The sequence below is a fragment of the Lunatimonas lonarensis genome, assembly GCF_000390185.1.
GTDB classification, from domain to species: domain Bacteria; phylum Bacteroidota; class Bacteroidia; order Cytophagales; family Cyclobacteriaceae; genus Lunatimonas; species Lunatimonas lonarensis.
In genome coordinates, this window is sequence record NZ_AQHR01000110.1 from 63,026 (window position 1) to 88,444 (window position 25,419).

Annotated in this window: 24 protein-coding genes and 1 riboswitch; of the genes, 14 read left to right on the plus strand and 10 right to left on the minus strand. The window is 48.1% G+C overall.

The features are described 5' to 3' along the window. Positions 1-3: 3 nt before the first annotated feature. The 3 genes from ADIS_RS19530 to ADIS_RS23490 all read left to right on the plus strand — a co-directional run bounded on the left by ADIS_RS19530 (position 4) and on the right by ADIS_RS23490 (position 2,355). A complete protein-coding gene (locus ADIS_RS19530; RefSeq protein WP_010856429.1) occupies positions 4-1,038 on the plus strand; it encodes an ABC transporter ATP-binding protein in 1,035 nt (344 codons plus the stop codon). A gap of 113 nt (positions 1,039-1,151) precedes the next feature. Further along, positions 1,152-1,904: a thioredoxin family protein gene (locus ADIS_RS23485; RefSeq protein ID WP_238325462.1), complete on the plus strand. Its 753-nt coding sequence runs from the start codon at positions 1,152-1,154 to the stop codon at positions 1,902-1,904. A gap of 19 nt (positions 1,905-1,923) precedes the next feature. After that, positions 1,924-2,355, plus strand: a complete 432-nt coding sequence (locus ADIS_RS23490) for a TlpA family protein disulfide reductase (protein ID WP_051113361.1) — start codon at positions 1,924-1,926, stop codon at positions 2,353-2,355. A 523-nt stretch (positions 2,356-2,878) separates the two neighbouring features. Here the strand turns inward: ADIS_RS23490 and ADIS_RS19540 are convergent. Continuing rightward, positions 2,879-4,426: a calcineurin-like phosphoesterase C-terminal domain-containing protein gene (locus ADIS_RS19540; protein ID WP_238325463.1), complete on the minus strand. Its 1,548-nt coding sequence runs from the start codon at positions 4,424-4,426 to the stop codon at positions 2,879-2,881. Positions 4,427-4,595: 169 nt separating this feature from the next. Here ADIS_RS19540 and ADIS_RS19545 point away from each other — a divergent pair, with 169 nt between their 5' ends. Genes ADIS_RS19545 through ADIS_RS19555 form a run of 3 tightly spaced genes read left to right on the plus strand, consistent with a single transcriptional unit; the run spans position 4,596 to position 6,679 of the window. Then, positions 4,596-5,132, plus strand: coding sequence for an RNA polymerase sigma factor (locus tag ADIS_RS19545; protein WP_010856432.1), 537 nt, complete (start codon positions 4,596-4,598; stop codon positions 5,130-5,132). Beyond that, positions 5,129-5,866 (plus strand): hypothetical protein, encoded by a 738-nt coding sequence (locus ADIS_RS19550; protein ID WP_010856433.1) that lies wholly within the window; start codon positions 5,129-5,131, stop codon positions 5,864-5,866. Before ADIS_RS19545 ends, ADIS_RS19550 begins: the two co-directional genes overlap by 4 nt. Before the next feature lie 57 nt (positions 5,867-5,923). Next, a complete protein-coding gene (locus ADIS_RS19555) occupies positions 5,924-6,679 on the plus strand; it encodes a hypothetical protein (RefSeq protein WP_010856434.1) in 756 nt (251 codons plus the stop codon). 185 nt (positions 6,680-6,864) lie between these two features. On the opposite strand, the gene ADIS_RS19560 is transcribed toward ADIS_RS19555, so the two are convergent. The 4 genes from ADIS_RS19560 to ADIS_RS19575 all read right to left on the minus strand — a co-directional run bounded on the left by ADIS_RS19560 (position 6,865) and on the right by ADIS_RS19575 (position 10,720). Then, the gene (locus tag ADIS_RS19560) at positions 6,865-7,056 is read right to left on the minus strand and encodes a CsbD family protein (RefSeq protein WP_010856435.1); all 192 of its coding nucleotides are present in this window, start codon (positions 7,054-7,056) and stop codon (positions 6,865-6,867) included. A 188-nt stretch (positions 7,057-7,244) separates the two neighbouring features. Further along, positions 7,245-8,711, minus strand: a complete 1,467-nt coding sequence (locus ADIS_RS19565) for a hybrid sensor histidine kinase/response regulator (RefSeq protein WP_010856436.1) — start codon at positions 8,709-8,711, stop codon at positions 7,245-7,247. 18 nt (positions 8,712-8,729) lie between these two features. Further along, positions 8,730-9,173: a response regulator gene (locus ADIS_RS19570; protein ID WP_010856437.1), complete on the minus strand. Its 444-nt coding sequence runs from the start codon at positions 9,171-9,173 to the stop codon at positions 8,730-8,732. Between the two features lie 137 nt (positions 9,174-9,310). Next, the gene (locus ADIS_RS19575; RefSeq protein WP_051113362.1) at positions 9,311-10,720 is read right to left on the minus strand and encodes a sensor histidine kinase; all 1,410 of its coding nucleotides are present in this window, start codon (positions 10,718-10,720) and stop codon (positions 9,311-9,313) included. A 200-nt stretch (positions 10,721-10,920) separates the two neighbouring features. Here ADIS_RS19575 and ADIS_RS23045 point away from each other — a divergent pair, with 200 nt between their 5' ends. The 6 genes from ADIS_RS23045 to ADIS_RS19600 all read left to right on the plus strand — a co-directional run bounded on the left by ADIS_RS23045 (position 10,921) and on the right by ADIS_RS19600 (position 18,414). Then, positions 10,921-11,076: a lmo0937 family membrane protein gene (locus ADIS_RS23045; protein ID WP_155907623.1), complete on the plus strand. Its 156-nt coding sequence runs from the start codon at positions 10,921-10,923 to the stop codon at positions 11,074-11,076. Positions 11,077-11,265: 189 nt separating this feature from the next. Beyond that, positions 11,266-11,658: a response regulator gene (locus ADIS_RS19580; protein WP_010856442.1), complete on the plus strand. Its 393-nt coding sequence runs from the start codon at positions 11,266-11,268 to the stop codon at positions 11,656-11,658. A gap of 1 nt (position 11,659) precedes the next feature. Then, positions 11,660-13,093: a sigma-54-dependent transcriptional regulator gene (locus tag ADIS_RS19585; RefSeq protein ID WP_010856443.1), complete on the plus strand. Its 1,434-nt coding sequence runs from the start codon at positions 11,660-11,662 to the stop codon at positions 13,091-13,093. Between the two features lie 241 nt (positions 13,094-13,334). Next, on the plus strand, positions 13,335-14,402 hold the full coding sequence (locus ADIS_RS19590) for a fatty acid desaturase family protein (RefSeq protein ID WP_035807085.1): 1,068 nt from the start codon (positions 13,335-13,337) through the stop codon (positions 14,400-14,402). 97 nt (positions 14,403-14,499) lie between these two features. Continuing rightward, a riboswitch (TPP riboswitch) is annotated at positions 14,500-14,596 on the plus strand. 80 nt (positions 14,597-14,676) lie between these two features. Further along, positions 14,677-17,082 (plus strand): TonB-dependent receptor, encoded by a 2,406-nt coding sequence (locus tag ADIS_RS19595; RefSeq protein WP_035807121.1) that lies wholly within the window; start codon positions 14,677-14,679, stop codon positions 17,080-17,082. Positions 17,083-17,199: 117 nt separating this feature from the next. Continuing rightward, the gene (locus ADIS_RS19600) at positions 17,200-18,414 is read left to right on the plus strand and encodes an MFS transporter (RefSeq protein WP_035807087.1); all 1,215 of its coding nucleotides are present in this window, start codon (positions 17,200-17,202) and stop codon (positions 18,412-18,414) included. A 24-nt stretch (positions 18,415-18,438) separates the two neighbouring features. Here the strand turns inward: ADIS_RS19600 and ADIS_RS19605 are convergent, their stop codons facing one another. The 4 genes from ADIS_RS19605 to ADIS_RS19620 all read right to left on the minus strand — a co-directional run bounded on the left by ADIS_RS19605 (position 18,439) and on the right by ADIS_RS19620 (position 22,932). After that, positions 18,439-18,777 (minus strand): HopJ type III effector protein, encoded by a 339-nt coding sequence (locus ADIS_RS19605; RefSeq protein ID WP_010856448.1) that lies wholly within the window; start codon positions 18,775-18,777, stop codon positions 18,439-18,441. Between the two features lie 62 nt (positions 18,778-18,839). Further along, a complete protein-coding gene (locus tag ADIS_RS19610) occupies positions 18,840-20,297 on the minus strand; it encodes a DUF1501 domain-containing protein (RefSeq protein WP_010856449.1) in 1,458 nt (485 codons plus the stop codon). 3 nt (positions 20,298-20,300) lie between these two features. Next, positions 20,301-22,646, minus strand: coding sequence for a PSD1 and planctomycete cytochrome C domain-containing protein (locus ADIS_RS19615; RefSeq protein WP_010856450.1), 2,346 nt, complete (start codon positions 22,644-22,646; stop codon positions 20,301-20,303). 91 nt (positions 22,647-22,737) lie between these two features. Further along, complete coding sequence (locus ADIS_RS19620; protein WP_035807089.1) at positions 22,738-22,932, minus strand: hypothetical protein; 195 nt, start codon at positions 22,930-22,932, stop codon at positions 22,738-22,740. A gap of 394 nt (positions 22,933-23,326) precedes the next feature. Here ADIS_RS19620 and ADIS_RS19625 point away from each other — a divergent pair, with 394 nt between their 5' ends. Continuing rightward, the gene (locus ADIS_RS19625; RefSeq protein ID WP_155907625.1) at positions 23,327-23,545 is read left to right on the plus strand and encodes a hypothetical protein; all 219 of its coding nucleotides are present in this window, start codon (positions 23,327-23,329) and stop codon (positions 23,543-23,545) included. Between the two features lie 157 nt (positions 23,546-23,702). Then, entirely contained in the window at positions 23,703-24,176 is a 474-nt protein-coding gene (locus ADIS_RS19630) for a very short patch repair endonuclease (RefSeq protein ID WP_035807091.1), read from the plus strand. Between the two features lie 14 nt (positions 24,177-24,190). Here ADIS_RS19630 and ADIS_RS19635 read toward each other — a convergent pair whose 3' ends face one another. After that, the gene (locus tag ADIS_RS19635; protein WP_010856455.1) at positions 24,191-25,369 is read right to left on the minus strand and encodes a Fic family protein; all 1,179 of its coding nucleotides are present in this window, start codon (positions 25,367-25,369) and stop codon (positions 24,191-24,193) included. Positions 25,370-25,419: the final 50 nt, after the last annotated feature.

Here is a 25,419-nt window from a genome sequence, read left to right on the forward strand (position 1 = left end):
TGAATGACCATATTAGAGCTTCATCGCGTACATAAAAAATATTTACAAACCGATCAGTTTGCCGTCAACGATGTGTCGTTCCAGGTGGATAAGGGCGAGATCCTGTCCCTCGTGGGTGAGAGTGGTTCCGGCAAGACTACCCTGCTTCGGCTTATAGCCGGATTGGAACACCCCGACAGCGGGTACATCTCCCTCGCCGGCCAAAAGATTGTGGAGGGGAAAAAGTCAGTTCCCGCAAACAAGCGAAACGTGGGCATGGTTTTTCAAGACTACGCCCTTTTTCCCCACCTAACCTTGCTGGACAACGTGAAATTCGGTCTCAAGGGCAAAGTTTCCGACCCCGATAAATTGGCGAAAGACACCCTATCTCTGGTAGGACTTTCCGAGAATTTCAGCAAATACCCCCATCAGCTTTCAGGCGGGCAACAGCAACGGGTAGCGTTGGCGAGAGCTATTGCCCCGAGTCCGTCCATCCTGCTAATGGATGAGCCCTTTAGCAATTTGGACACCATCCTGAAAGACCAAGTTCGGGAAGAGATTCGCCAGATCATCAAAAACACCGGTGTGACGGCCATATTTGTAACCCACGATACCAGGGATGCGCTTTCTACCTCAGACCGTATCGCCATATTGCACAAAGGCTATCTGCAGCAGATCGATACTCCCAGAAACCTCTATGAGTTTCCCGTCAACGGCTATGTCGCCAATTTTTTTGGGAGACGGAATGAGTTGTTGGCTACGCCTACCAAGGAGGGTTTTTATTCCGGCTTTGGATTTATTCCAGACGAGCGGTCCAGGCTCTTTTATAGCCAGGTGCGACTTTGTTTTCGACCCGAAAATGTGCGGGTAGAAAAAACCGACCAGCAATCCATGTGCGGAAAGCTACTTAAGAGCACCTATTTTGGCGACCACCAACTGCTCAAGATCCAAGACGAAGAAGGCAAGACCATCAAGGTCAGGGCAAACGCCCATACGATTTTTGAGCGGGACGCCCTTATCTTCTTTACAGTGAAGCAGTTTCAGGTGGAGGAAATCTGAACCAACTACGGCTGTACCCCTGCTTATATGTAGGTCTAGATTGTGCCCGTTGGTTTTAGGAGTCGGAAATAATTGTTAACTTCCTCCATTAAACGGGCTAACCATAGGAAGAAATGAAGATTAATTATCCGTACCATCGCTTTTGCTGCACAATGCTATCTGCTTCCCTGATTTTTTCGGGATGCAACTCTAGCACGGAAAGGACTGACCACAACGACCGTAGCAGTGGATTCATCCCCAACCCCATCGTGGTAGCCGAAAAGCCGATCGCTGTTCTAAAGCCCGGTGACGCTGCACCCGATTTTGAGCTGCCGGGCGTTGATGGCAGGAACTATTCCCTATCCGATTTTGATGGGGATGTGCTCGTCATCAATTTCACCTGCAACCATTGCCCCACGGCACAGGCCTATGAGGAGCGGTTCAACAAGCTCGTGGCAGACTATGGCGATAAAGGCGTAGACTTTCTGGCCATTTCCCCCAATAGCCCAATTGCTGTACTGCCCGAAGAGCTTGGCTACACCGATCTGAACGACGATTTCGAATCAATGAAAATTCGGGCCAAGGACATGGACTACCGCTTTCCCTACCTATACGATGGGGACAAGCACCATTTTTCTACCCTATATGGCCCCACTGCAACTCCTCATGTGTTCGTTTTTGACAAAAACCGCAAACTCACCTATCAAGGCCGAATAGACGCCTCCGAAAAACCGGGAACGGGACAGTCCGAGGACTTGATCTATGCGATCGAACAAACTTTGGCCGGAAATGCCCTAGCTGCTGACCGCGCCGTCACTCCTGCCTTTGGCTGTTCCATCAAGTGGGCCTGGAAAAACGAGTGGACCATCAAGGTAAACGAAGACTGAAAAAAAGAAAGACGTAACCTTGGAAAAGCTGGATCTGGATAAGTTGGGCGCTTTGCTTCAAAACCCCAGCGGAAACCTTCTCTTAGTCAACTTCTGGGCCACCTGGTTCGGCCCCTGCATCGTCGAGTATCCCGAGTTTATCGAAATTCAGCGTATGTATGGTGACCGGGATTTTGAATTTGCCTCGGTGAGCCTGGATAATCCCGATGCATATGAAAAGGCATTGAAATTCCTGAAAAACAAGCATTCCGCCACAAGAAACTATTTGGTGGACCACGAAGACAAGTATGCCATCATCGAGGTGGTAAAGAATGACTGGGACGGTAGCCTACCCCTGACGCTCCTGATCGAACCCGGCGGAAAGGTATATGAACGAATCCCCGGTACCATTGATCCACTTGACCTACGGCGGAAGATAGTCGATCACCCGATGATGGGAAGGTATTATTAGAGGTACATTACTTGGATCATCCGGCGCGGCGGGGAACCGTCGAACCCTATTTCGCTTAGCTAGGCAAGCGAAGGAATGGCCTCAGAAAGAATATGCAAAAGGCCGAAGATCATGTTTCTGAAAGTGGAAAAAATTAGACTGACTGAAATTTTTTTTCAGTCAGGATAAATAAGTTTGCACATAAAACAATCAGGGTGCCACCGATAATCAACGAGGGTAACTCGTCTCTAAAGCCTCCTAATTGAAGAAGTTCAAACCTATTCGATAATGGCAAAACTGAATATCGTGCTAGCTTTCATTTGCGCTATGCTTCTCGCCCTTTCCTTCGTGCTGGTTGTGATTGGTGAGATATCCCTGATCCTATTCGGCCTTGTAGGGCTTTCGTTCACACTCTCGGCCATACACTTTTTTAAAAGAGCCGCAAACATCTGACCAATTCCTTGGCCGGAAATCCCAGCTGTTTCTATATGGAAGGCTTTACATTTACAATGTGTTGTGTTGAAGTTACGATATCTTTCTTATCTCACCTTACCCTAAAAATCCGCCTCCCCGACCATTCCTGCCCAAACATGTCGGTGGTTTTGATTTCCAAGTAGTAGGTGCCGGGTTGCAGCCCATCCGGCAACTTAGCCGACCATATATGGAATGAATTGCGGGGCAGATCCATCTTCCAGCCTAAGGCCTCATCGGCCCTCTCGCCCTCCGGCAGTCGCAGATCCAAAAAGGGACTCAGGCTGTGCATCCATAGATTATAGGGGTCCGGCATGGGGGTAAAATCCATCGGAAGCCAATCCTGCCGACCCGAAACCCGCATTGCTACCGTAGAGCGTTGGGAGCCCGAGAAAACGTTGACGATTACATCGGTAGCTTCCAACTCTGCTGCGGGAATGTCGTCGGCAACATAGATATTCATTTGATAATCGGCAGATCGTCGGGCAGCTTTAAAACGTAGGGCATAATCCGAACCATCGATGCGCAGGAAGGTGTATCCATTTGGCGCCCCGTCGTTCATCGTAGCGTGGGGGATGCCGGTTTCATCCTTTAGGCCACACCACCAACTTCCGCTGACAGTGGCATTGATAAAATGGTGATGGGGGTTTTCTCCCTGCCAGCCCATCTCTTCATCCACAAACACGTGATTCATCGTGTGCGTATGCCCGGAAATAGAGAGAGAATGCGGGAACTGCTCCAGGATCCGGTACATTGCTTCCCGGCCCTCAGTGCGGATCAGCGGTGCATGCTGTATCAATACAATCAGCTTTTCCTTGGGAACCTCTGCCAGGTAGTTGCGAACAAATGCCAACTGCCGTTCGGAAAAAGAGGAGGTGTACCTGCCATCCTGCGCGTAGTGGATATCCCTGACCACAACAAATACCGCCCTACCGTATTCAAAGGCATAGGTGCTAGGGCCAAAAAAGCGCTTGAAGGTACCATCCCGATCCTCGTCCTTCGTCACCTCCCGGTTATGGTCGTGGTTGCCAAATACGTAATACCATGGAATGCCAATTTGGGCGATGGATTGGCTTACTTCGGAAAAAAGGGGCGGGTCATCTGCTACAATATCCCCCAGCGTGATGCCAAATGCCGCATCGGTACCTATGCACTCCTCCACGATATCGTGGCTGATGTAGTTGACCTCTTTCAGTCCCCTCGCCTGCGGGTCGCCAAACAAAAGTACTTCGAATGCTTCCTCTTCTGGCTGAGGAAGCAAGGCGAAGTTCACTTCTTCGGGCACTGAACCCATCGCGGGTATTCCCGAGACCTCCGTTTGGGGCGATCCTGCGGGCAGATGCCAAAAGTAGTATTGGGGGAGATTTTCTGAATTATGGGGAACCGAATAACCGCTCGGCTTGATGACGAACAGCTCGCCTGTAGCGTGTACCGGAATCTGATAGAATCCTTTTTCATCCGAACGAGCGATACATTCTCCATTGGAGATCAAAACGCCAGAGATTCCGGGTTCATTGGGTTCACGGGTACGGTTGCCATTTAGGTCATGATATATATAGCCCTTTGCGATATCTTGGGCAGGGCTGGATAGGGACGATCCAACTAGTGTCAAAACTGCCAAACATCGGATTATTTGCATTTAATTGATTGTGACGATATAATTGTATGAACTGTCTAAGTCATGGATAGGACTACTCTGGATTGACAAATTATCGACAGAGACCTCTTAGCAACGTTTTTTTTAAACCACTTCCAACCTTTGTGAACCAAATAGGCTCTTTAATACGCATATGGTAAAGCACTACTTGAACGAGGACGAACTGGTTAAAGCTTGCAAGGAGCAGGATCCGCAGGCTCAGTTTGCGCTTTTCGAGAAATACAAGGTGGCCATGTTTAATTTAATCTACAGGATATGCAATGACTATGATCGATCCAACGATCATTTGCAAGAGGGCTTTATTGACGTATTTAGAAACATAAAGCACTTTCGTCAAGAGTCTACGCTGGGGGCATGGATCAAAATAATCATGGTTCGAAAGGCACTAAGGGAAATCCGAACTGAGAGCAGACTTGACCATTCCCATGACCAAATCCAATCTAATGATTTCATGATAGATCAATGGATAGATGCTGAAACATTGGATAAGGCTATCCGAAAACTGCCTGAATCAAGTAGGACGGTATTTGTTTTATATGAAATCGAGGGCTATTCCCACAAGGAAATTGCCAATATGCTGAAGGTAAGTGAAGGCACCTCCAAATCCCAGCTTCATTATGCGAAAAAGAGCCTTCAAAAGACACTCAGCAAAAATTACCACGCCAAATGAACAATCCTAAAGACAATCCCAAGAGTAATCGTTGGCAAGGAAGCTTGCCAGAGCATTTTCCGGATGAAAAAATCTGGGCGAGTCTAATGGCGAGTCGTTGCCTAGAAAGCCAAGTTGCAGGGCTAAAAGGAATAATGCCCATTTATGCCCCGAAGGAGGATCTATGGGCAGGAATAGAACGGGAACTTTCGCGAAAAAACCGGTTTAGGGCATTTTTTCGGATTTCGGCCGCTGCCATGTTAGTGGTTGGATTTTGGGGAATCAACCAGCTAGCTAACCGGCAGACATACGATACGGCGGATTTTCTGATAACCCAGGTTTCTAATGACAACACGATTGACCCGATCCCCCTGAAGATTGAATTACCAGGGCCGGATCCAAAGATCTATCCGTCTCAAAAAGACCGAAAAAAATACCAGCCCATCTCCGCCGAAATGATCGAAAAGGTAGGAATGCCCCTTGACATTGAAATCCTAAAAACTCGCATCGAAGTCATTGAGCTTACGGAACCTCCTCTGCCTGCAACAATGGAAATTGATCAGCCCATGTTGAGAAGAAAGAAGACCGTGGCGGTCGTTTGGGAAGTGCCTATTCGTAAGGTCAGAATCGAGGGCTTGGAAGTTGAACTTTCTGATAAGGAACTGGCCGCCATCCAAGAAATTAAGATGAGAAAAAAGGGTAAACTCCGAATCCAAATAAACTCATTGTCTGCCCGTCTGTATGAAAAGGAGTAATTCAAACTAACGAGGTACTTCATACAGGAATATTACAACCTAAAAGAGACATATCCAATGAAAAAACTTCTGATTCTTGCCCTTGTTTGCGGTACCACTCAACTGGCCTATGCGCAAATCATCGAAGACAATACACCCAGATACATAAACTCATTCAAGCGTTTTATAGAATCCAATCCGCTGTATTTTAGCGATACGTTGGAATTCATTCTGCCAAATGCATCTGCTGTAATGGTCTATTTTAATCCTGATGACTATCACTCGGAGGAAATTGAGGAAAAAATAGCTGCTTCGCTAAAGTATGCGGTTAACTTTCCGGAGCAGGAGGTAAGGAATTACTACCTACACCCAAGCTTTTGGGAAAGCCAATTGGACTTTGTAAGAAATGATATCAAAAAAAAGTATGCGGTGCATAGAGTGGGTTACACGTTGGGAATACCCGTTGGTTTAGATTTTGTCGGTGGTAGATTTGCTCCTGAAATGGGTTTTCGGATAATGGCTGACTTGAAAACGTTCGGTTTTGGAGCCTCCGTTACGAACACAAGCTTCTTTACGGAAAAGACAGCAGGTGGCGTGATCGTACACCATAACCCGTTCATGAATCTTGAATTTGATTTGAATCCCTACAAACGAGCCACAAGCACTATTCAAGCTGGCTATTTGCTCCAAAGTTCCGGCCCGATTTTTTTGGGTGATACGTTTCGAATAGCCTATAGATCCCATGTTAGAGGAAATATTCAGCTAAACGCTGGACTTATCTTCACCAATAATGTGAGCACCGTTTTACCTATGGTAGGTATCCGGTTTTTTTAGAACCAGTACCCTTGGGTTGCCGGATTTAGAAAAAGTGATGGCAACCAAAAGGCGGTTGAAGCCAGTGTTTCCCTAGTTGCCGACGATTTTTTAACGCAAAAAACCATCCAAGAAGCCTGGATGGTTTTACTGGTTTGGAATAACCTAATTTACACACTTACTATATAACCAATGAAAATTCGTAGTTACAGACTGTCAATGAATTTCTTCACCTCTTCTTTGGACTGACCCGTTTTTTTCTGGATTTGGCCTACCAATTCGTCTTCCTGCCCTTCGGCAAAAACCAAGTCGTCGTCGGTAAGTTCCGCATACTCTTGCTTCAGCTTACCCTTTACCATGTTCCAGTTTCCTTTGATTTTATCTGCTAATGCACTCATTGTATTGTTGGTTTAGTGTTGGAAATAATTTCGGTTACACTAGTCCATACATTATGCCCAATACCTAGACGGAGCAGTTTTTTATTTTAAGTGGTTGATAATCAGATATTAAAAAACTGAGTGGTTCTTTTTAAATTAGAGCTATTACCCTCAGACTAGGAATATTGTGCCACACTATGGGGAATTGATCAGTTATTTTCGGGTTGCTCCATTTCGGCATGGTCGAAGGAGATAAAAAAGGTAGTTCCTGCGTTTCGGTCGCTTTTTACCCGGATGGACCCACCGTGGCTTAGGATGATATTTTGTGTGTTGGTAAGTCCCAGACCTGACCCGGTAGGTTTGCTGGTATAAAAGGGCTCAAACAACCTATCGATGTGCTCTGGGGGTATCCCTTTGCCGTCATCAGTGATTTCTATCAGGCATTTTCCTCCCTTGGAGCGGGTTTTCAAGGTCAGGGAACCTGGATTTTCATCCATTGCCTCCACCGCATTGACGATCAGGTTGACAAATGCGATCTTCACTTTGTCGGCGTCTACATTAATCGCACAGATATCTTCTTGGTAATCTTTGATCACGGTCAGCTTCTGTAAATTGATCCGGTCTTTTACCAACTCGAGTGATTCTTCCAATAGCGTATTGATATCCCAATGCTGTAGGTCCAAGTCCGAAAACCGGGTAGACTCAAGCAGTTGGGTAATTAGCTGATTGATCCGGGCGCAGTTTTTCTTGATTACATCTACTAAGTCGCCGCTTTCTTTCAGTACGGGATCCGGAAGCTCAAAACCCAACTGCTCAGCAGACAATAAAATAGTGGTTAGGGGGTTTTTGACTTCGTGCGCGAGGATTCTCGCCATCCTGCCCGTGGAGGAAAATTTCCTCATATTGTAGAGATCCTCCTCCTGTACTTTAAGGAGTGTTAGGTCTTTTATCATTAGCTGGAACAATTCCTCATCCGATTCATCCCGGGCAATGCTTATCAGGGCTTCGATGGTCTGTCCCTGTCTGATCGTCAACTTTACCTGAAAATCAGAAAATTCCCTTTTGCTGTGCAACAAGGTGCCAAAATGTAGCTGATCCTTTTCTTCGACGATGAGGTTTTTAAGGTACAGAGGATAGAAATCGTCCTTTCCCGGATCGTAGTCAAACTTTTTGCTGAAGGAAGGGTTCGCATCCAACACCAGGGAGTCGGCATTGACGAGAACGATCGGGTCAGCAGAACGCTCGAAGATATTTTTAAACTTTTTACCGGCTATTTCGAGGCTTTCATGAAGTGCCGCGTCCCTGATTGCATACCGTATGGTGCGTTCGAGCATCTGGGCATTGAAACCGCCTTTTACCAAGTAGTCGGAGGCACCAAATTCCATAGCAGCCTGGTCGGCATGGGAACTTTCCATCCCGGTCAGGATGATCACTGGGGCGTGGCGAAGACGGGTCTTAATCGCCTCGAGTACGTCAATGCCCGTATTTTTACCTAGCTTATAATCTACCAAAAAAACATCAAATCCCTCATCTATCATCGCCAATGCCGCTTCGTAGGAATTGGCATGAATCAGCTCAAACTGGGAGGATCTACTTTGTCTTAGCAGGGATTTTACCAGCAGGAAGTCATCCAGGTCGTCATCGACATACAATACCTTGAAGAAATCGCGGTTCATATAGCCTTCAAAACTCGCTTAACTTGGCAGAAGAACCGTTTTTGCCCAGTAGTTTTCCAGTTCCCTTCCCAAGGCTAAAAGGCCTTCGAAGGATCCAGGTTTAGAGATATAACTATTGGACCCCATATTATAGGTTACCATGATGTCATCCTCGTGCTTGGAAGTGGTAAAGACGATTACGGGGATCTTTTTTAAAGAAGCATCGGACTTTATCTCTTTAAGGGCTTCCCTACCGTCTTTCTTGGGCATATTAAGATCCAGCAATATGATTTGGGGCATGGGATACTTAGCGTCGTCGCTGTACTTGCCTTGTCTGTTTAGGTATTCAAGCAGGATTTCGCCATTTTCGACACACATCAGTTTCGCTTGGGCAAAACTTTCCTTCAAGGCTTTGGTGATAAGGAGCCTATCGTCTATGTCGTCTTCTGCTATGAGCAGAATGATGTTTTTTTCTGGTTTCATTGGTCGGTTTGTATAGTTGGTTTGTTTATTCAAGGTATAAATTGATATAAATCTATAATGAATATTTTAATATTGGTAATCAATCGCATTTAATTTTATTTTCAGATACAAAAAATAGAGCTTTTCAGCCAGGTAATTTAGGTGCCGGCAAACAGCAAATGAAAGGTGGTTCCCTTACCCGGTTCCGAATTGGCGTAGATGACGCCGTCGTAGCGTTCGACGATTTTTTTACAGATAGCCAAACCGATCCCGGTTCCCTCGTATTCGTCTTTGCCGTGCAGCCGTTGGAAGATGGTGAAAATTTTGTCGGAGTAATCGGTGTTAAAGCCAATGCCGTTGTCGGTCACCTGAAGGTGGTAGTAGTTCCTGTCGGGATCGAAATGATAGACCCTTTCTTTGGCAAGCCTGCTGTCCGCTTTTTCGCATCGGATCGAAATAATGGGAGAAGTGTCCTTTTTCCGGAATTTTAGCGCATTGCTTAGCAGGTTTTGGAAGACAGTCCTCCAATCGGAATAGTGGCCGTCAATCATCGGCAACGGATCACGATGAATCGTAGCATACTGCTCGTCGATCTGTAGACTTAGGTCGTCGAGTACTTCTTCCAGGAGCGTATTTAGGTCCAAGGGTTCCCGATCGGCGGTCAGTCTGCCTGCCCGGCTATATTCCAAAAGGTCGGTGATCAACCTTCTCATCCGTTTGGCCGCATGAGCCATACGATCGAGGTAGAGTTTGCCTTCTCCTTCAATGGTATCCTTATACTGATCCTGCAGCAGGTCATTGAAAGCTGTGATCTTTCGCAGGGGTTCTTGGAGGTCATGCGAGGCCACGTAGGCAAATTGCTCCAGCTCGTGGTTGGTCTGATTGAGCTGATCAATCTGAAGCTTGAGTTTCTCCTGATAAGCTTGAATCTGCTGGTCAGATTCCTTTTGGGCACGCTGGTAGGTAGCCAATGAAAGCAGGTTAAACCACCCGGTGGCCAATCCGATGGCGGTAATGACCAACAGCACGATGGTCAATGCGGTGAGGTTTGCGAAAACTCCCCGTTCCTGCTGTCCCAGCAGTTCATGCTGATCCTCTACAATCGAATCGGTCAAACTCCTTATGCGTTTGCCAAAGCGCAGATAGTTTGCTTTGCGGTTTTCTATGATATAGTCCAGATAGGCTTCGGGGCCTTCATACTCGTTGATGGACGCCAAAAAATAGGACATTCGCTCTTGTACAAGGAAGCGAATGGAGTCCAGCCGGTTTTCAAGCAGCCCGTTTGACACTAGTATATGATCCAGTGAAGAAAGGTTGTCTTCTATTTTTCGGGAAATTACCGCCAGGCTATCCAGAAAGAGGGAGTCGTAGGTGGTTCCAAAACTGAGCATGGTGATTTCATTTTCCTGCACATGCGCGTTTACGGCGTTTGCCAAGGCCATTATTTCATCGTGTGTATGTCCCATTCTGGTGAGGTCGCCGACCCGGTATACCGTATATAGCGATATTCCCCCGCATAGGAGGATCAACGAAAGGGTAATCAGTGTGTATGATTTTATTTTTTCCATCAATTTTTGGGGAATAATTTTCCCGTTTTATTGGCGTGATTGATCGTTTTCCTCTAGGTGAATGGCTTTGTAGACACCTTTACGCAGTTTTTCGCCAATAGGCACGGCATTTGGGAATAGAAGGAAAGAAATGAGCGGTGACCATCTAAAACCAATAAATGGCACCTGAAACTAGTCATTAAACTATAAACTTTAAAGAAATGGGAAGCTTATTGTATTTGATCGCAGTTATCCTTGTGATAGGATGGATTTTTGGAGCCTTTGTGTACAGTGTAGGCGGACTGATACATATCTTGTTGGTCTTAGCTGTCATCTCCGTATTATTTCGTATCATAGGCGGCGGAAGACCGGTCTAGGGTTTCATCGTACCGGAAGGTAGAATAGAAGTCGAATATATTCATTTGTAAGGGATTACACCGGCACCGCTTTCGATGCGTGCCAAACAGGGCTGCGTCTTGGGTCAAAACACAATTTATATACCAAGACCTGCCCTGCTTGATCCTTTTTGGGTTAATAACGGGTGCATTCCTTTGAACTGCTCCCCAATGGAGTCGACTCTGACCTCAGCCAAGACCAACGAAAAAATGGGAAAAAACGTAATTCTGATCGTAGATGATGAAAAGGAAATTTTGACGATGTTATCGCGGTTTTTGAAACGAAGGGGGTATGAGGTGGTTACCGCTGCAACTATTGCAGAGGGTAAGGCATGCGTGAAAACGTCTTATCCGGATATCGTGTTTTTGGATGTAAATTTGCCCGATGGCAACGGTCTTCAGGCCGTTCCGGACTTTATGGTTCTTAAACCTAATCTCAGCATCATTCTTATGAGTGCGTTTAGCGACAGCGGTATTCAGGCTGCCGCCAAAGAAAGAGGTGCGAGTGGATTTCTCAGCAAACCCTTTTCCCTGGAGTCAATTAATCAAATGTTAGAAAGGTAATATGGCGAGTATTTTAGTAATTGATGATAACCTGGATATTTGCAGGTTACTTCAGCGGTTTCTATCCAAGAAAGGGCACGAGGTCGATACGACACTGAGTGGAGAAGAAGGGATCATTATGGTAAAGGAAAAAGCCTTTGATCTGATTTTTTGCGATTTTAATCTTCGCAAAATGGAAGGTAGAGAAGTGCTGCAACAGGTGAAATCCATCAGTCCTCAAACGAAAGTGGCGATCATCACGGGATATGCGGATGTACGCATCGCGGTGGAGGTCATCAAAAAAGGGGCCTTTGACTATGTGGTCAAGCCACTGATCCCCGATGAGATTCTAAGTCTGATAGAACGCGCCCTGAAAGCAAAAGATGCGCCCATATCGGTTGCCACCGAAGCTGTCCCCACCGCCATCATAAAAAAAGGGGCAAAGAAATCAACAGGAACGGTTACACCCAACCCTGATTATATCTGGGGAGAGGATAGAGCATCGAGCGACCTGCTGCGAGAAGTTGAACTCGTAGCACCCACCAATTTCAGCGTGATCATCTATGGTGAAAGTGGTTCGGGTAAGGAAAACATTGCCAAAACCATCCATGAGCTCAGTGATCGAAAAGACAAGCCGTTTGTAGCGATAGACTGTGGTGCGTTGACCAAAGAGTTGGCGGGGAGTGAGCTTTGGGGTCATGAGAAAGGAGGCTTTACCGGTGCGGTGACCGCCAAGCCAGGGCAATTTGAAGTAGCCGACGGAGGAACGATCTTTTTGGACGAGATAGCCAATTTATCCTACGAGATACAGGTGGGACTGCTTCGGTTGGTGCAGGAGAAGAAACTTCGGAGAATCGGAGGAATCAAAGACAAGGAACTGGATGTCCGAATCATAGTAGCCTCCAACGAAGACCTAAAGGAAGCGGTCAAAAATGGGAAATTTAGGGAGGATCTGTACTACCGGTTCAATGAGTTTACGATTACCGTACCACCATTGAGAAAGCGGGGCAAGGATATCATGGCTTTTGCAGGGCATTTTTTGGCCCAAGCAAATCAGGAGTTGAACAAGACGGTGAAAGGGTTTTCGGCACCTGTGGCGGATCTTTTCAATAAATACGACTGGCCTGGAAACTTGCGGGAGATGCGGAATGTAATCCGCAGGGCCTTGCTGCTGACCCAATCCGATGAAGTCCAGCTCAGCGCTCTTCCCCAAGAGATCATTTATGCGCCTACCATCGCATTTTCGGACGAGTCCAGCCCCATTCGCTTGGATGAAAGCAAACTGGACGTAAGCGGGCCGATCAATCTAAAGGATATAGCGGCGAATGCGGAGGCGGAAGTGATCAAAAAGGTGCTTGAGGAAAACCAGTACAACAAGACCAAGGCAGCGCAGCAATTGGGAATCGACCGAAAGACCCTCTTCAATAAACTTAAGCAGCACAGGATTCAGTCCTAGATGTCCGGCTGTTCAAATTCTTATTCAAAAGCGTACTTTGGGTGCGCTTTTTAATAAGATCTGTGCGCCTACCAATCTGCTGGAGCCCTCCATAATAGGTTAGATACGGTCAGATCATTTTTTCGATTTTACGTTGGGTTGGTTTAACCAGATTTTTTTACCTACCTTTGGTATCAACCTAGCTATACCCACCCCAATCACCTCATCTCCTTTCTTCTTTCTTCCAAGTTTCCATTTTCTTATGCGTCCGCCCCGATTTAACCAGGCCAGTTTGTTTCATATTGAATTGAAGCATCGAATTAAAACCTATTTTGCAGAAACCAAGCTCAGTCCTACCGGCAATAGCGCTCTCTACTTCAAAGCACTATTCTTTATCATTGGATTCGTTTCGGTATACATTCATCTCGTATTTTTCACCCCACATTGGGCTCCGGCTTTACTCGAATCGGTAATTTTGGCGGCGTTCGCCGCTGGAATAGGTTTCAATGTAATGCATGATGGTGCTCACGGTAGTTTTTCGAAAAAAGAATGGATTAACGAAATGGCTGGATTGTCCATTAATTTTCTGGGAGCGAATGTGTTTATGTGGAAAACAAAGCACAATATTGCCCACCATTCCTTTACCAATGTGGCCGACCACGATGATGACATGAATGCCCGGCCACTTTTGCGTCTATGCCCTACGCAGAAAAAGTATTCCATACATAATTATCAGCATATATATTTCCTTTTCGTATATGCAATCTTGTACCTCTATTGGGTATTTGTAACGGACTACAAAAAGTATATCAGCCGAAAGGTCGGATCCATAGCCATAAAACCTATGACGTGGAAGGAACATGTTTCCTTTTGGGGCTACAAGGCTATTCATGCGCTGTTGTTTTTGGTATTGCCCATATACACGCTGGGATTCAATACGTGGATCGTAGGATTTCTGGTGTTTTCAATAGCTACGGGGATATTTCTCAGTTTGGTTTTTCAGCTGGCCCATTCCCTGGAGGAAACAACCTTTCCACTTCCCGATCAGGGAACGAATCAACTTGAAAATGATTGGGCGGTGCATCAGTTACGGACTACAGCTAATTTTGCTACCAGCAACAAGATCCTTTCTTGGTTGGTTGGTGGGCTTAATTTTCAGGTAGAGCATCACCTTTTTCCAAATATCTCGCATGTGCATTATTACGAGATCAGTAAAATCATCAAAGCCACCTGCGCGGAATTTGGTGTTCCCTACCTCGAACATCCAAAGATGCGTTTGGCGATCGCTTCGCACGTCAATCACCTGAGGAACTTAGGGTCAAGGCATTAGCAATTATGTTCTTCAACCTGTAGGAAAGCGGCAGGAATGCCAATGAATATAGTGCCAAATCCCATTTGGTTTTTACCATTCCTTGGTCTAATTTTGCGTCGATCATTAGGGGTGCCCCAACATTACGGGCTGAGATCATACCCATAGAACCTGATCCGGGTAGTGCCGGCGAAGGGAAATGACTTAAGCCAATACATGGCTTTTGGGTGAACAGTATCGAGGAGATAACCCCTTTATCTCTTTCATGTTTAACCAATTCATTTATCAGTTTATCATGAAAAAGTGTTTGTTGAGTCTGTTTTGCGGACTCCTGACCTGCTATGCGTTTGCGCAGCATAGCCTCACAGGGAAAATTATGGATCGCGTGAATGGCGAGCCTCTTCCGGGAGCCAACATCGTGGTCGAAGGGCAGAACAAAGGTACGGTCTCTGCCTCTGACGGATCCTTCCTGTTGCCCGGTTTGCCGGCACAGTCCCTTTCTCTCCGCATTACCTACGTAGGGTATGAATCCCAGCGGGTTACGTTGGCCATACCGCACGCTGGTGAAGTGCTTGTGAATTTGCAGCCGGCTACCCTGTCTGCCGAAGAGTTTATTGTGGCCGCTACCCGGGCATCCGAAACCACTCCTACTACCTTTAAGGTGGTTTCCAAAGAGGAGCTTAACCGCTACAACCTCGGGCAGGACCTGCCATTTTTGCTGAACCACACCCCCAGTGTCGTTTCCCATTCAGACGCCGGGGCAGGTGTGGGCTATACAGGACTTCGGATCCGTGGTTCCGACCAAACAAGGATCAATGTAACGGTGAATGGAATACCACTGAATGATGCGGAATCGCACGGTGTATTTTGGGTAAATATGCCGGATTTTGCCTCCTCGGTGGATAATATTCAGATTCAGCGAGGAGTGGGTACCTCTACCAACGGTGCGGCCACCTTTGGTGCCTCCATGAATATCCAAACAGACACCAAGCGGGAAGAAGCCTATGCCGAAACCGATAATGGCTATGGTTCCTTCAACACCCGTCGCCACACCATCAAGGCAGGTACCGGCATGCTGGACGGGAAGTGGGCCGTGGATGCGAGACTCTCCCAGATTACTTCCGATGGGTATATCGATCGGGCATTTTCCGATCTGAGGTCCTATTTCGTGTCGGCAGGCCATTATGGAGAGAAGCACGTACTTAAGTTCAATCTATTTTCTGGTGCCGAGCAAACCTACCAGGCATGGAATGGCGTGCCAGAACACCTGCTTGCCACAAACCGGACCTTCAACAGCTATACGTACGAAAACGAAACCGACAATTATCAGCAGGATCACTACCAACTGATCTACGCCGGCAGTCTGGGTTCCAACTGGAAAGCCAACGGTGCCCTGCATTACACCTATGGAAGAGGGTACTACGAGCAGTTCAGGCCAAATGACCGCCTGCTCCGGAATTACGGCATCTCCCCTATTCAAATCGGCAATCAACTCATCGAACGCACCGATATCATTCGCAGAAGGTGGCTGGACAATGACTTTTACGGTGGGGTATTTTCCCTCAACTACGTGTCCGACGATGGCCGCACCGACCTCACGATAGGCGGAGGCGCCAACCGCTACGACGGGGACCATTTTGGCGAGATCATCTGGATGGCCGTAGCAGGCAATACAAACATACGAGATCGGTACTACGACAATGTGGCGGTAAAGGACGACCGGAATATCTATGCCAAGCTGACCCAAGAGGTGTCGGAAAACCTGTATCTGTTCGGGGATCTGCAATACCGTAACGTCTACTACCGCTTTGACGGAACGAACAACGATCTGCGTAACATATCCGGGATGCAGGATTATGGGTTTTTTAACCCCAAGCTGGGGTTTTCATATGAGACAGCCCCGGGAAAAACCTGGTATGCCTCCTATGCCATTGCCAATAGGGAACCCGTGCGACGTGATTTTACCGACTCTCCCCTTACTGAAATTCCCCGTCCCGAACGGCTTGGAAACCTGGAAGCGGGCATTCGGGTAGCTAAAGGAGACTTTCAGTACAATGTAAACGCCTACTACATGGGCTATACGGATCAGCTGGTACTTACCGGTCAGCTCAATGATGTTGGGGCCTATATTCGGGAAAATGTGGCCAATAGCTATCGGGCCGGACTTGAGTTGGATGGGGCCTATAAGGTAAACAGTCAGTGGACCTTGGGGGGCAATATTGCCTTTAGCCGTAACAAAATACAGGAGTTCGTGGCCTACTATGATATCTATACCGAAAGTGGTGCCTTGGCCGGACAGGAGGCGGCCACCTACACCGATACTGACATTGCGTTTTCTCCCAGTGTCGTAGCCTCGGCAATCGTCGACTACACGCCATTACCAAACCTGACCTTTAGCCTGATGAATAAATACGTAGGTGATCAGTACCTGGACAACACACAGCGGGACGACCGAAAGTTGAATGCCTTTTGGGTTTCCGATACCAAACTATCCTACACGATCCGTCCCGGATTTGTGAAGCAGATCGATTTTAACTTGATCGTGTTCAACATCTTTAACCGACTCTACGAGCCAAATGGGTATACCTTCAGTTACTTTGTTCCGGCAGAACAGGCAGGCGGCAGGACCTTGGTAACGGAAAATTTCTATTATCCCATGGCGGGTACCAATCTGATGGGTGGCATCAGTATCAAGTTTTAGCAAAGGCTGGGTAATGCTAGGGGCTCTTTCGGAACCATCCGGTTACGGAAGAGCCTTTTTTCTTTTGTGACCGATGTAACTGTACGCAGCAACATCCATTCGTACCTTTGGAACCGAATGAATAATCGGCAACAATCTGTACAATTGGGATTGAAGGAAAACTGGAAGCAGTTTACCGTGCTTGTCATCGTAAATGCCTTTGTGGGAGCCATGATCGGCATGGAGCGTACTATTTTTCCCCAATTCGCTGAAATTACGTTTGGGGTTGCATCCAAGACTGCCATTTTATCCTTTATCACTGCCTTTGGCCTAACCAAGGCGTTTGCAAACTACTATACCGGCAGACTTGCCAATCGGATTGGTCGTAAAAACCTCCTTGTGATCGGTTGGTTAATAGCCCTTCCCGTTCCCCTGCTGCTGATATATGCCCCTTCGTGGAACTGGGTCATTTTTGCCAATATGTTATTGGGATTAAGCCAAGGACTCACTTGGAGTAGTACGGTAGTGATGAAAATTGACCTGGTCGGTGAAAAAAACCGCGGCTTGGCAATGGGGCTAAACGAATTCGCAGGCTATCTGGCCGTGGGGTTGATGGCACTACTGACCGGCGTGGTCGCGGAAAACTATGGGATTACCCCCTATCCCTTTTACCTCGGATTGGCCGTTGCGGCTATTGGGTTGCTTTTGTCCCTATTCTGGGTGCGGGATACCCGTACCCATGTACATTCCGAAAGCAATGCGAGCAACGGACCTTATTTGAAGCAGGTTTTTTGGGAAACTACCCTAAAGAACAAAGCACTCAGTTCCGTCACACAAGCGGGCCTCATCAACAACCTGAACGATGGGATGATTTGGGGACTATTGCCCATTTTACTGTTATCCGCAGGATTTAACCATGAGCGGGCCGGAATTATTACCGCCATTTACCCTACCGTGTGGGGTATGGGGCAGCTCGTTACCGGCAAGATGGCCGATCATTTCGACAAAAAGCGTATGCTTTTTTGGGGTATGCTTATCCAGGGATTGGCAATCGTCGCACTGCCCTTTCAGCTTGATTTTTACCTGCTGGCATTGATCGCAGCCCTGTTGGGTCTGGGAACTGCGATGGTATACCCGACGTTTTTGACCACGATTGCCCAACTGACCAACCCCGTGCAGCGGGCAGAGAGCATCGGCACCTTTCGCCTTTGGCGGGATTTGGGCTACGCCTTTGGTGCGATTCTCTCCGGCCTCACAGCAGATGCATTTGGCCTGACGGCAGCTATCCTACTGATAGGGATTCTCACCATCGCTTCGTCGCTGATTATTCAGTTTCGGATGCCAAGGGTGTAGGAGACCACCGCAGTTCTGTGCCGATTAGCCTTTTGGCACCAATGGAGTTCCCTCAAAGCGAACGCCCTTCCATCCATGGCGCATAAAATTCCGGATATTTTGGTGGTTGTTGCCCTGCGGGTCACCTAGGACATCGGAGCGGTAATAGTCACCAAATAAATGCAGGGTTGTACCCTCGTCCAATTCCTGTAGCTGGGCAAAAAACAGCACCTTACAACTGCCGTTATTCTGACCGGCCTCATTCGTGGTATCCCCGTTGGTGAATCGCGTGGGTGTAAATAAATAGGTAGTGTCAATAAAGGCAATTACCTCCGAAAAGGCAATTTTTTCAGGGTTTTCGCGGATCTGATCCAGTAGGCTCATCTTTTTTTTCCGCGAAGATACGCAATGCGCGCGTTTAAAGCCATGTTTGTGTTGGCCCTCGGTTAGGCCAAAAGGTCATGCACAACCCGCCCGGCCACATCGGTGAGGCGAAACCGCCTGCCCAGGTGCTTATAGACCAACTTTTCGTGATCCAAACCAAGCTGATGCAGCATGGTGGCATGAAAATCGTGTACATGCACTGGATCCTTGACGATGTTGTAGCTGAAGTCGTCTGTTTCCCCGTATACGAGGCCGGGCTTGATGCCTCCACCTGCCATCCAGATGCTAAAGCAGCGCGGATGGTGGTCGCGCCCGTAATTTCCTTTGGTGATCGGCCCTTGGCTAAAACAGGTGCGTCCAAATTCCCCTCCCCATACTACGAGCGTTTCGTCCAACAATCCCCGCTGCTTTAGGTCCATTACCAGCGCGGCCGAGGCTCGGTCTACATCCATGGCTTGCCCGGTGATCTCTTTGGGGAGGTTTACGTGCTGATCCCAGCCCTGATGGTAAAGCTGTACAAACCGAACGCCTCCTTCGGACAGTTTCCTTGCCATGAGGCAATTGGCGGCGAAGGTACCGGGGGTCAGGCAGTCTTCTCCGTACATATCGATAACCGATTGCGGCTCCTGACTGATATCCAAGGTCTCTGGAACTGCGGTTTGCATCCGGTACGCCATTTCATATTGTTGGATTTTCGCGGCAATTTCGGGGTCATACAGTTCTTCGTAGGACCACTGATTTAATTGTGCAAGCTTGTCCAACATCTCCCTTCGCTCATCCCGTCCCATCCCTTTGGGATCCTTAAGGTAAAGCACTGGATCCTCTCCGGATCCAAACTGCACTCCCTGATGGATGGGGTCCAAGAAGCCATTTGACCAGAGCTTGGCATACACACCCTGGCTATTGCCCTTGCCACGGGATATCAGGACGGTAAAGGCGGGCAAATTGCTGTTTTCACTGCCCAACCCATAGCTAAGCCAGGAACCCATGCTGGGGCGGTTGCCTTGCTGGGCACCGGTTTGAAAAAAGGTAAGGGCAGGATCGTGATTGATGGCTTCGGTATGCATGGACTTCACGATACACAGCTCGTCTACAATCCTGGCTGTGTGGGGAAAGAGATCACTAACCCAGGTGCCCGACGCACCGTATTGCTTGAAGCCGGTAAAGGAGCCTACTAAGGGGAGACCGCCCGGTTGGTTGGCGGTAAATCCAGTTAGCCGCTGACCGCCGCGGACTTCGTCCGGCAGGTTTTCACCGACCATCTTCTCAAGAAGAGGTTTGTAATCAAAGGATTCCAACTGGGAAGGGGCTCCATTTTGGAAGAGATAAATCACCCGCTTTGCCTTAGATGCGAAATCGGGGATGCCCGGGAGGGCCAAGCGATCGGGCTCCACCGGACGCCGAAAAAGATCTGGTATCAGCAGGGAACCCAATGCAACGCCTCCTACACCAAGGCTCATCTTGGAGAGAAACCTCCGTCGCGTTTGATTCAGCTGGTATTCCGTTAGTTCCTTGGACATGGGTTAGGATCGGTTTATGGTTTCTTCTAAATTATACAGTGCAGTAATCACCTGCATGAGGGCTGCAGTGGCCAGAGGGTCGATGTCCTCATCCATCGGGTATTCCCCGACGTCCAGCAGCTCTTTGGCTTGATCCAGTGATGTGGCTACCAGCCTGCTTTGGTAATAGTCCACGAGCAGGGCTTTTTCCTTTTCTTTGGGTTGGCGGCAAACGATCACCCGAAATGCCCTGTTGATTTTTTCCTCTGTGGAAGTGGGTTCCTTGCCCAACTTCGAAGCAAACACCCGGGCTGCTTCCAGTACAGTGGGGTCGTTCATCATCACCAGTGCTTGCAAGGGGGTATTGGTATTTCCCCGCTCCACCTCACATTGGTCGCGGTTGCTGGCATCAAATATCAACATGGAAGGAGGAGGAACGGTCCGTTTTACAAAGGTATACAGTCCCCGCCTGTACAGAGCGGCACCCGAATCCTGTTTGTATTCAGAGAGGGTGGATCCCCCGGCGGTGGCTCCCTCCCATAACCCGGGCGGCTGGTAGGGTTTTACGCTAGGCCCTCCCAGTTTGGGCACTAACAGCCCGCTGGATGCCAATACCATGTCCCGAATAAATTCGGCTTTCAAGTGCTGCCTGGAGAACCGCGTGTAGTAGGTATTGTCCGGGTTGGATTCCATTCTCCGCGGATCCGCTACGACCGACTGACGGAAGGTGGCCGAAGTGACCAGTTGCCGCATCAGGCGCTTGATATCCCAGCCGTTTTCCATAAAATCCCTCGCCAGCCAATCCAGCAGTTCCGGATGGCTGGGGAGCTCGCCCTGCATACCGAAATCACCGGGGGTATTGACGATTCCCCTGCCAAAAACATCCTTCCATATCAGGTTTACAAATACCCGCGCTGTGAGGGGGTTTTGGGGATCAAACAACCAATCCACCAGGCCAAGCCGGTTGGGAGGATTAGAAGCGGGGAAGGAAAGTATGGCCTCGGGAGTTGCCGGAAAAACCTCTTCGCCGTACGCATCGAATATACCCCGTTCGCGGATGTGGTTTTTGCGCAGTGTGTCCAGTTCACCCATTACCGACACGATCAACTTGGCCGTGTCCTGCTTGTTGACAAAGGACAGAACAGAGCGCACATCCTCGTCTGTGATTTCCATCAGGGGCTTCTTCGCATAGGAGGCCGGCGTGCCTACCAGAGGATCTATAGGTGTAGTCGTGGTTCGTCGTTCGTCGATGTTGTTGAAAAAGGTAAACAACTCGTAGTATTCCTTTTGGGAAATGGGGTCGTACTTGTGATCGTGGCAGGCGGCACATTCCAGCGTAATCCCAAGTAGGGCCTTGCCAAGTGTATTGGTGCGGTCGGCCACGTAGGTCACACGGTACTCTTCCTCGTCGATGGCCCCTTCCTCGGTGATTTTATGGTTTCGGTTAAAGCCGGTTGCCAGGAGTTGCTCTTTGGTAGGGTTAGGGAGCAGGTCACCGGCCAGTTGCCAACGGATAAAGGTGTCGTATGGGAGGTTTTGGTTGAACGCATGGATCACCCAGTCCCTCCAAGGCCATTGGGTTCGTAGGTTGTCCAACTGGTAGCCGTAGGAATCGGCATAGCGGGCCACGTCCATCCACAGTAGGGCCATGCGTTCCCCGTAGGCAGGGGAGTCCAACAACTCATCTACCAAACGTTCGTAAGCATCTGCCCGCTCATCCGCCAGGAAGGCATCCATCTGCGGCAGAGTGGGAGGCAGCCCGGTCAGTTCAAAGCTGATCCGGCGCAGGAGCCGTTCCCGGTTTGCTTCCGGATTTGGGGCAAGGCCCAGGGATTCCTGTTTCTTCAGCACAAAGAAGTCAATCGCATTTTTTGGCCAATCTTTGTTTTTTACCTGAGGGATTTCCGGTTTCGCAGGAGGTACAAACGCCCAGTGTTTTTCATAGGGAGCGCCCTGTTTGATCCAGGACTCGATCAACTTTTTTTGGTGGGCGCTGAGGGCCAAATTGGTGGAGGGGGGCGGCATTATTTCCGATTCATCGGAGGAAACGATGCGGTGCCAAACCTCCGACTCCCGGGGTTTACCCGGGACAATGCCATATTTGCCGGGGTTTTCTGCGAGTGCGCTGTAGGCAGCGTCCGCCAGGTCTAGTCTAAGGCCTGCCTCCCGCTTGTTGGCATCCGGTCCATGGCAGGCAAAGCAGTTGTCTGAAAGGATGGGACGGATATGGAAATTGTAGCTGATCACCTGCGGTATCTCCTCCTTGGGGGAAGAAGTCCTCCGGTCGCAGGACAACAGGCCCCAACCCAATAGGTAGATGGCGGAGCAAATGGGCAATAGTTGGGATAGTTTGGGTAGTGGGGTTGTCATTTAGGACTATGTAAGCGATGCTATTTGATAAACTAAGATAAGGGAAATATCGCCATCTGGAGGTTAGAACCATGAAAAAATCAAGTACTTATCAAAGGGCTATCAAACAGTCGGCAAAAGGCAGCCATTTTCCCACGGGGATTTTGGGAAAGGGCACACCGACTGATGCCGACTTCCGAAGAAGTTCCAGCGTTTTATTGCAGGCAAACGAAAAAACCGCCAAGCCACTTTGCCTGGAAAAGGACAAATTCCCAGCTATATGGGTGATTTTGACTCGCAACTGCATTCTTTGCAATTTTCGAAAATATCTGTTGCCTGTTTGGTATTTGCCGCAAATAATATCCGAAACCGTATTAATTTGCCATTTTTTAACCAGCTAGGGGTTAGCTAATTTTATCGTAGAACCAAAACGTGCGGCGTCAGCACGTAAAACTCTGACACCCTAGCGATGAAATGCTTCACTCCCCTTATTTTGATCTGTGCGTACCTGTCCACTGTGCCAGTCACTGCGCAAGTCTTTTCCGAATAACATAGTGCCCGTTTGCTCTTTCCGGGTGAAAGCGAAGTGGGCGTGAATTATTCCCCGGTTTGGCTGGGATGTGATTTCGATTATACCCGTACCTTAAACGATCTCGGATTTCAACTCGGCATGGGTTTTTGCACCTGGCTTGATTTATGGCATGCCAACGGGGCAGCAAGTTGATCTAAACGTGGCTTCCAGCTACCTCATTTCATTCGATAGGGACGATTCCCAATTGGTGTCTTTCCATGTTGTCGTTGCCATTCGTAATCGGGGAAATTGGGTTCTCCGACCCGAGACCGGCATCCTTTTCAATCCAGGAGAATCCGGAAAATTCTGGAGTCTGGGCCTGGGTGTGTCCAGAAGGTTTGGCGGGTAGCCAATGCTTCCTAGGTTCTTACGCCAGCTGCTCCGAGTGGACATGACGAACACATAAATTTGCCGCAGCTAAGCAGTTTGGGTATGGGAAATCATGTTTTGGATAGGTATTTATCGATTCTTTTCCCGATTTTTACCCCGAGGAATCCCCGATTGACGTGGCACATCCCCCTAAGCCCTATCCAGAACCAAAAATTTCCGTGCCCCGCTTTTGCGAGGAGGAGGGCTTTTATACCACGCCCCAGCGCTCCAGCACCATGTCCAAGATCAAGGGGAAGAACACCCAGCCGGAGAAGCGGCTTCGCAGGGCGCTATGGCATGCGGGCATCCGATACCGAAGCAACCGGCGAAAGCTGCCCGGCAAACCCGATATCAGCCTGATCAAATACAAGCTGGTGATCTTTGTGGACGGGTCCTTCTGGCATGGGCACGATTGGGCAAACCGAAAGGACGCGATCAAATCCAACCGTGACTTCTGGATTCCCAAGATCGAGCGTAACAGGCAGCGCGACCGCGAAATCAACCACTACTACCTGTCCAAAGGCTGGACCGTGCTGCGGTTTTGGGATTTTGAGGTAAAGAGGGAACTGGGGATGTGCGTAAAGCGGGTGGTGGATGCATTGAGTGGGTGAATTTTGGATGGATCCTATCCTTCTAAAATTTTAACCAAGTCCCTATTGATATAAAACACCTCCCTACCGTCTTTGATTTGAGCCAACATCCCTGCTGCTTGTAATTCACTGAAGTATTTGTTCAAAGTTGTTCTGGAGGCTATTTTCAGACGGTCACCCACCAGCTTTGGTTTCAGGTAGGGTTGACTGAACAATAATTCGTTAATTTCTTTAGTGTACCATTTGATTGTTTCCCTTCCATGCTCAAGTGTGGATTCCATTTGTTCCAATATGTTTGTAATTAGCTGATTGGTAAGTTTGGCTGTTTGTTCCACAGCATCCAGTATGTAAAGGATCCATGGTTTCCATTTACCCGCTTGGGTAACGCCAGCAAGGTGGTGGTAATAATCGTCCTTATGGACAATGATGTATTTGGAAAGATATAGTATCGGATGATTGAGTAGTCCTTTGTTTACTAGATACAACAAGTTTAAGATCCGTCCAGAACGCCCATTCCCATCAGGAAAAGGGTGAATTGCCTCAAACTGATAATGGGAGATACACATTTTTAGCAATGGGTCAGTATTCGGATCTACCTTGTCACTCAAATAGTCCAGAAGATTTGCCATCAAATGTTCAACGATTCCTGGCCCTCTTGGTGGCGTGTAGATTATTTCTCCGGCCCTAAATTCACTTTGCCCTCGTCTGATTACTGTCAATGAATGTGGAGGGCGTATCCCTCCAGAGGTATTTTTGATCTTGCTGAAAATTGCAACGATTCCATCCAGGTCAATTGTTCCTTTTTCTTGAATCCGTCGATATCCTTCCCAAAGTGATTCCCTGTACCGCAACACCTCCTTAGTGGAAGGGCTGGCTTGCCCTTCTTGGATTGTATCAGAAACGGCTTTGTATAGCTCATCCTCAGTAGTAAAGATATTCTCAATCTCGGAGGATGCCTTTGCCTCTTGGAGGGATATGGTATTGACAAGCATAGAGGGGTTTGGTAGCCTTTGGACTTTGCCATCTACAGAAGCCAGTGCTCTGGAGGAACTAACGAGTTTTTTCAGGATATCGACATCTTCTTCTATTCCTGTAGGGGGTAGAAGTGGGAGGCTGTTAAAAGGTTTTGATCTGTCGTAAACCATGGCTTGAATATGTCCAGAAAAGATACCTTTTCTGGACATGTCTGCAAAATACGTAAAATTCGTGGACATTACCCGGATATATGTCCATTTTATTTAATAAAATGGACATAATAAGGTTT

Excerpts from the sequence above, each read along its gene's own strand:
- ADIS_RS19530 (WP_010856429.1), top strand. The coding sequence starts at position 4 with ATGACCATATTAGAGCTTCATCGCGTACATAAAAAATATTTACAAACC.
- ADIS_RS23485 (WP_238325462.1), top strand. The coding sequence starts at position 1,152 with ATGAAGATTAATTATCCGTACCATCGCTTTTGCTGCACAATGCTATCT.
- ADIS_RS19545 (WP_010856432.1), top strand. The coding sequence starts at position 4,596 with ATGGTAAAGCACTACTTGAACGAGGACGAACTGGTTAAAGCTTGCAAG.
- ADIS_RS19550 (WP_010856433.1), top strand. The coding sequence starts at position 5,129 with ATGAACAATCCTAAAGACAATCCCAAGAGTAATCGTTGGCAAGGAAGC.
- ADIS_RS19555 (WP_010856434.1), top strand. The coding sequence starts at position 5,924 with ATGAAAAAACTTCTGATTCTTGCCCTTGTTTGCGGTACCACTCAACTG.
- ADIS_RS19560 (WP_010856435.1), bottom strand. The coding sequence starts at position 7,056 with ATGAGTGCATTAGCAGATAAAATCAAAGGAAACTGGAACATGGTAAAG.
- ADIS_RS19565 (WP_010856436.1), bottom strand. The coding sequence starts at position 8,711 with ATGAACCGCGATTTCTTCAAGGTATTGTATGTCGATGACGACCTGGAT.
- ADIS_RS19570 (WP_010856437.1), bottom strand. The coding sequence starts at position 9,173 with ATGAAACCAGAAAAAAACATCATTCTGCTCATAGCAGAAGACGACATA.
- ADIS_RS19575 (WP_051113362.1), bottom strand. The coding sequence starts at position 10,720 with ATGGAAAAAATAAAATCATACACACTGATTACCCTTTCGTTGATCCTC.
- ADIS_RS23045 (WP_155907623.1), top strand. The coding sequence starts at position 10,921 with ATGGGAAGCTTATTGTATTTGATCGCAGTTATCCTTGTGATAGGATGG.
- ADIS_RS19580 (WP_010856442.1), top strand. The coding sequence starts at position 11,266 with ATGGAGTCGACTCTGACCTCAGCCAAGACCAACGAAAAAATGGGAAAA.
- ADIS_RS19585 (WP_010856443.1), top strand. The coding sequence starts at position 11,660 with ATGGCGAGTATTTTAGTAATTGATGATAACCTGGATATTTGCAGGTTA.
- ADIS_RS19590 (WP_035807085.1), top strand. The coding sequence starts at position 13,335 with ATGCGTCCGCCCCGATTTAACCAGGCCAGTTTGTTTCATATTGAATTG.
- ADIS_RS19595 (WP_035807121.1), top strand. The coding sequence starts at position 14,677 with ATGAAAAAGTGTTTGTTGAGTCTGTTTTGCGGACTCCTGACCTGCTAT.
- ADIS_RS19600 (WP_035807087.1), top strand. The coding sequence starts at position 17,200 with ATGAATAATCGGCAACAATCTGTACAATTGGGATTGAAGGAAAACTGG.
- ADIS_RS19605 (WP_010856448.1), bottom strand. The coding sequence starts at position 18,777 with ATGAGCCTACTGGATCAGATCCGCGAAAACCCTGAAAAAATTGCCTTT.
- ADIS_RS19610 (WP_010856449.1), bottom strand. The coding sequence starts at position 20,297 with ATGTCCAAGGAACTAACGGAATACCAGCTGAATCAAACGCGACGGAGG.
- ADIS_RS19615 (WP_010856450.1), bottom strand. The coding sequence starts at position 22,646 with ATGACAACCCCACTACCCAAACTATCCCAACTATTGCCCATTTGCTCC.
- ADIS_RS19620 (WP_035807089.1), bottom strand. The coding sequence starts at position 22,932 with ATGCAGTTGCGAGTCAAAATCACCCATATAGCTGGGAATTTGTCCTTT.
- ADIS_RS19625 (WP_155907625.1), top strand. The coding sequence starts at position 23,327 with ATGCCAACGGGGCAGCAAGTTGATCTAAACGTGGCTTCCAGCTACCTC.
- ADIS_RS19635 (WP_010856455.1), bottom strand. The coding sequence starts at position 25,369 with ATGTCCACGAATTTTACGTATTTTGCAGACATGTCCAGAAAAGGTATC.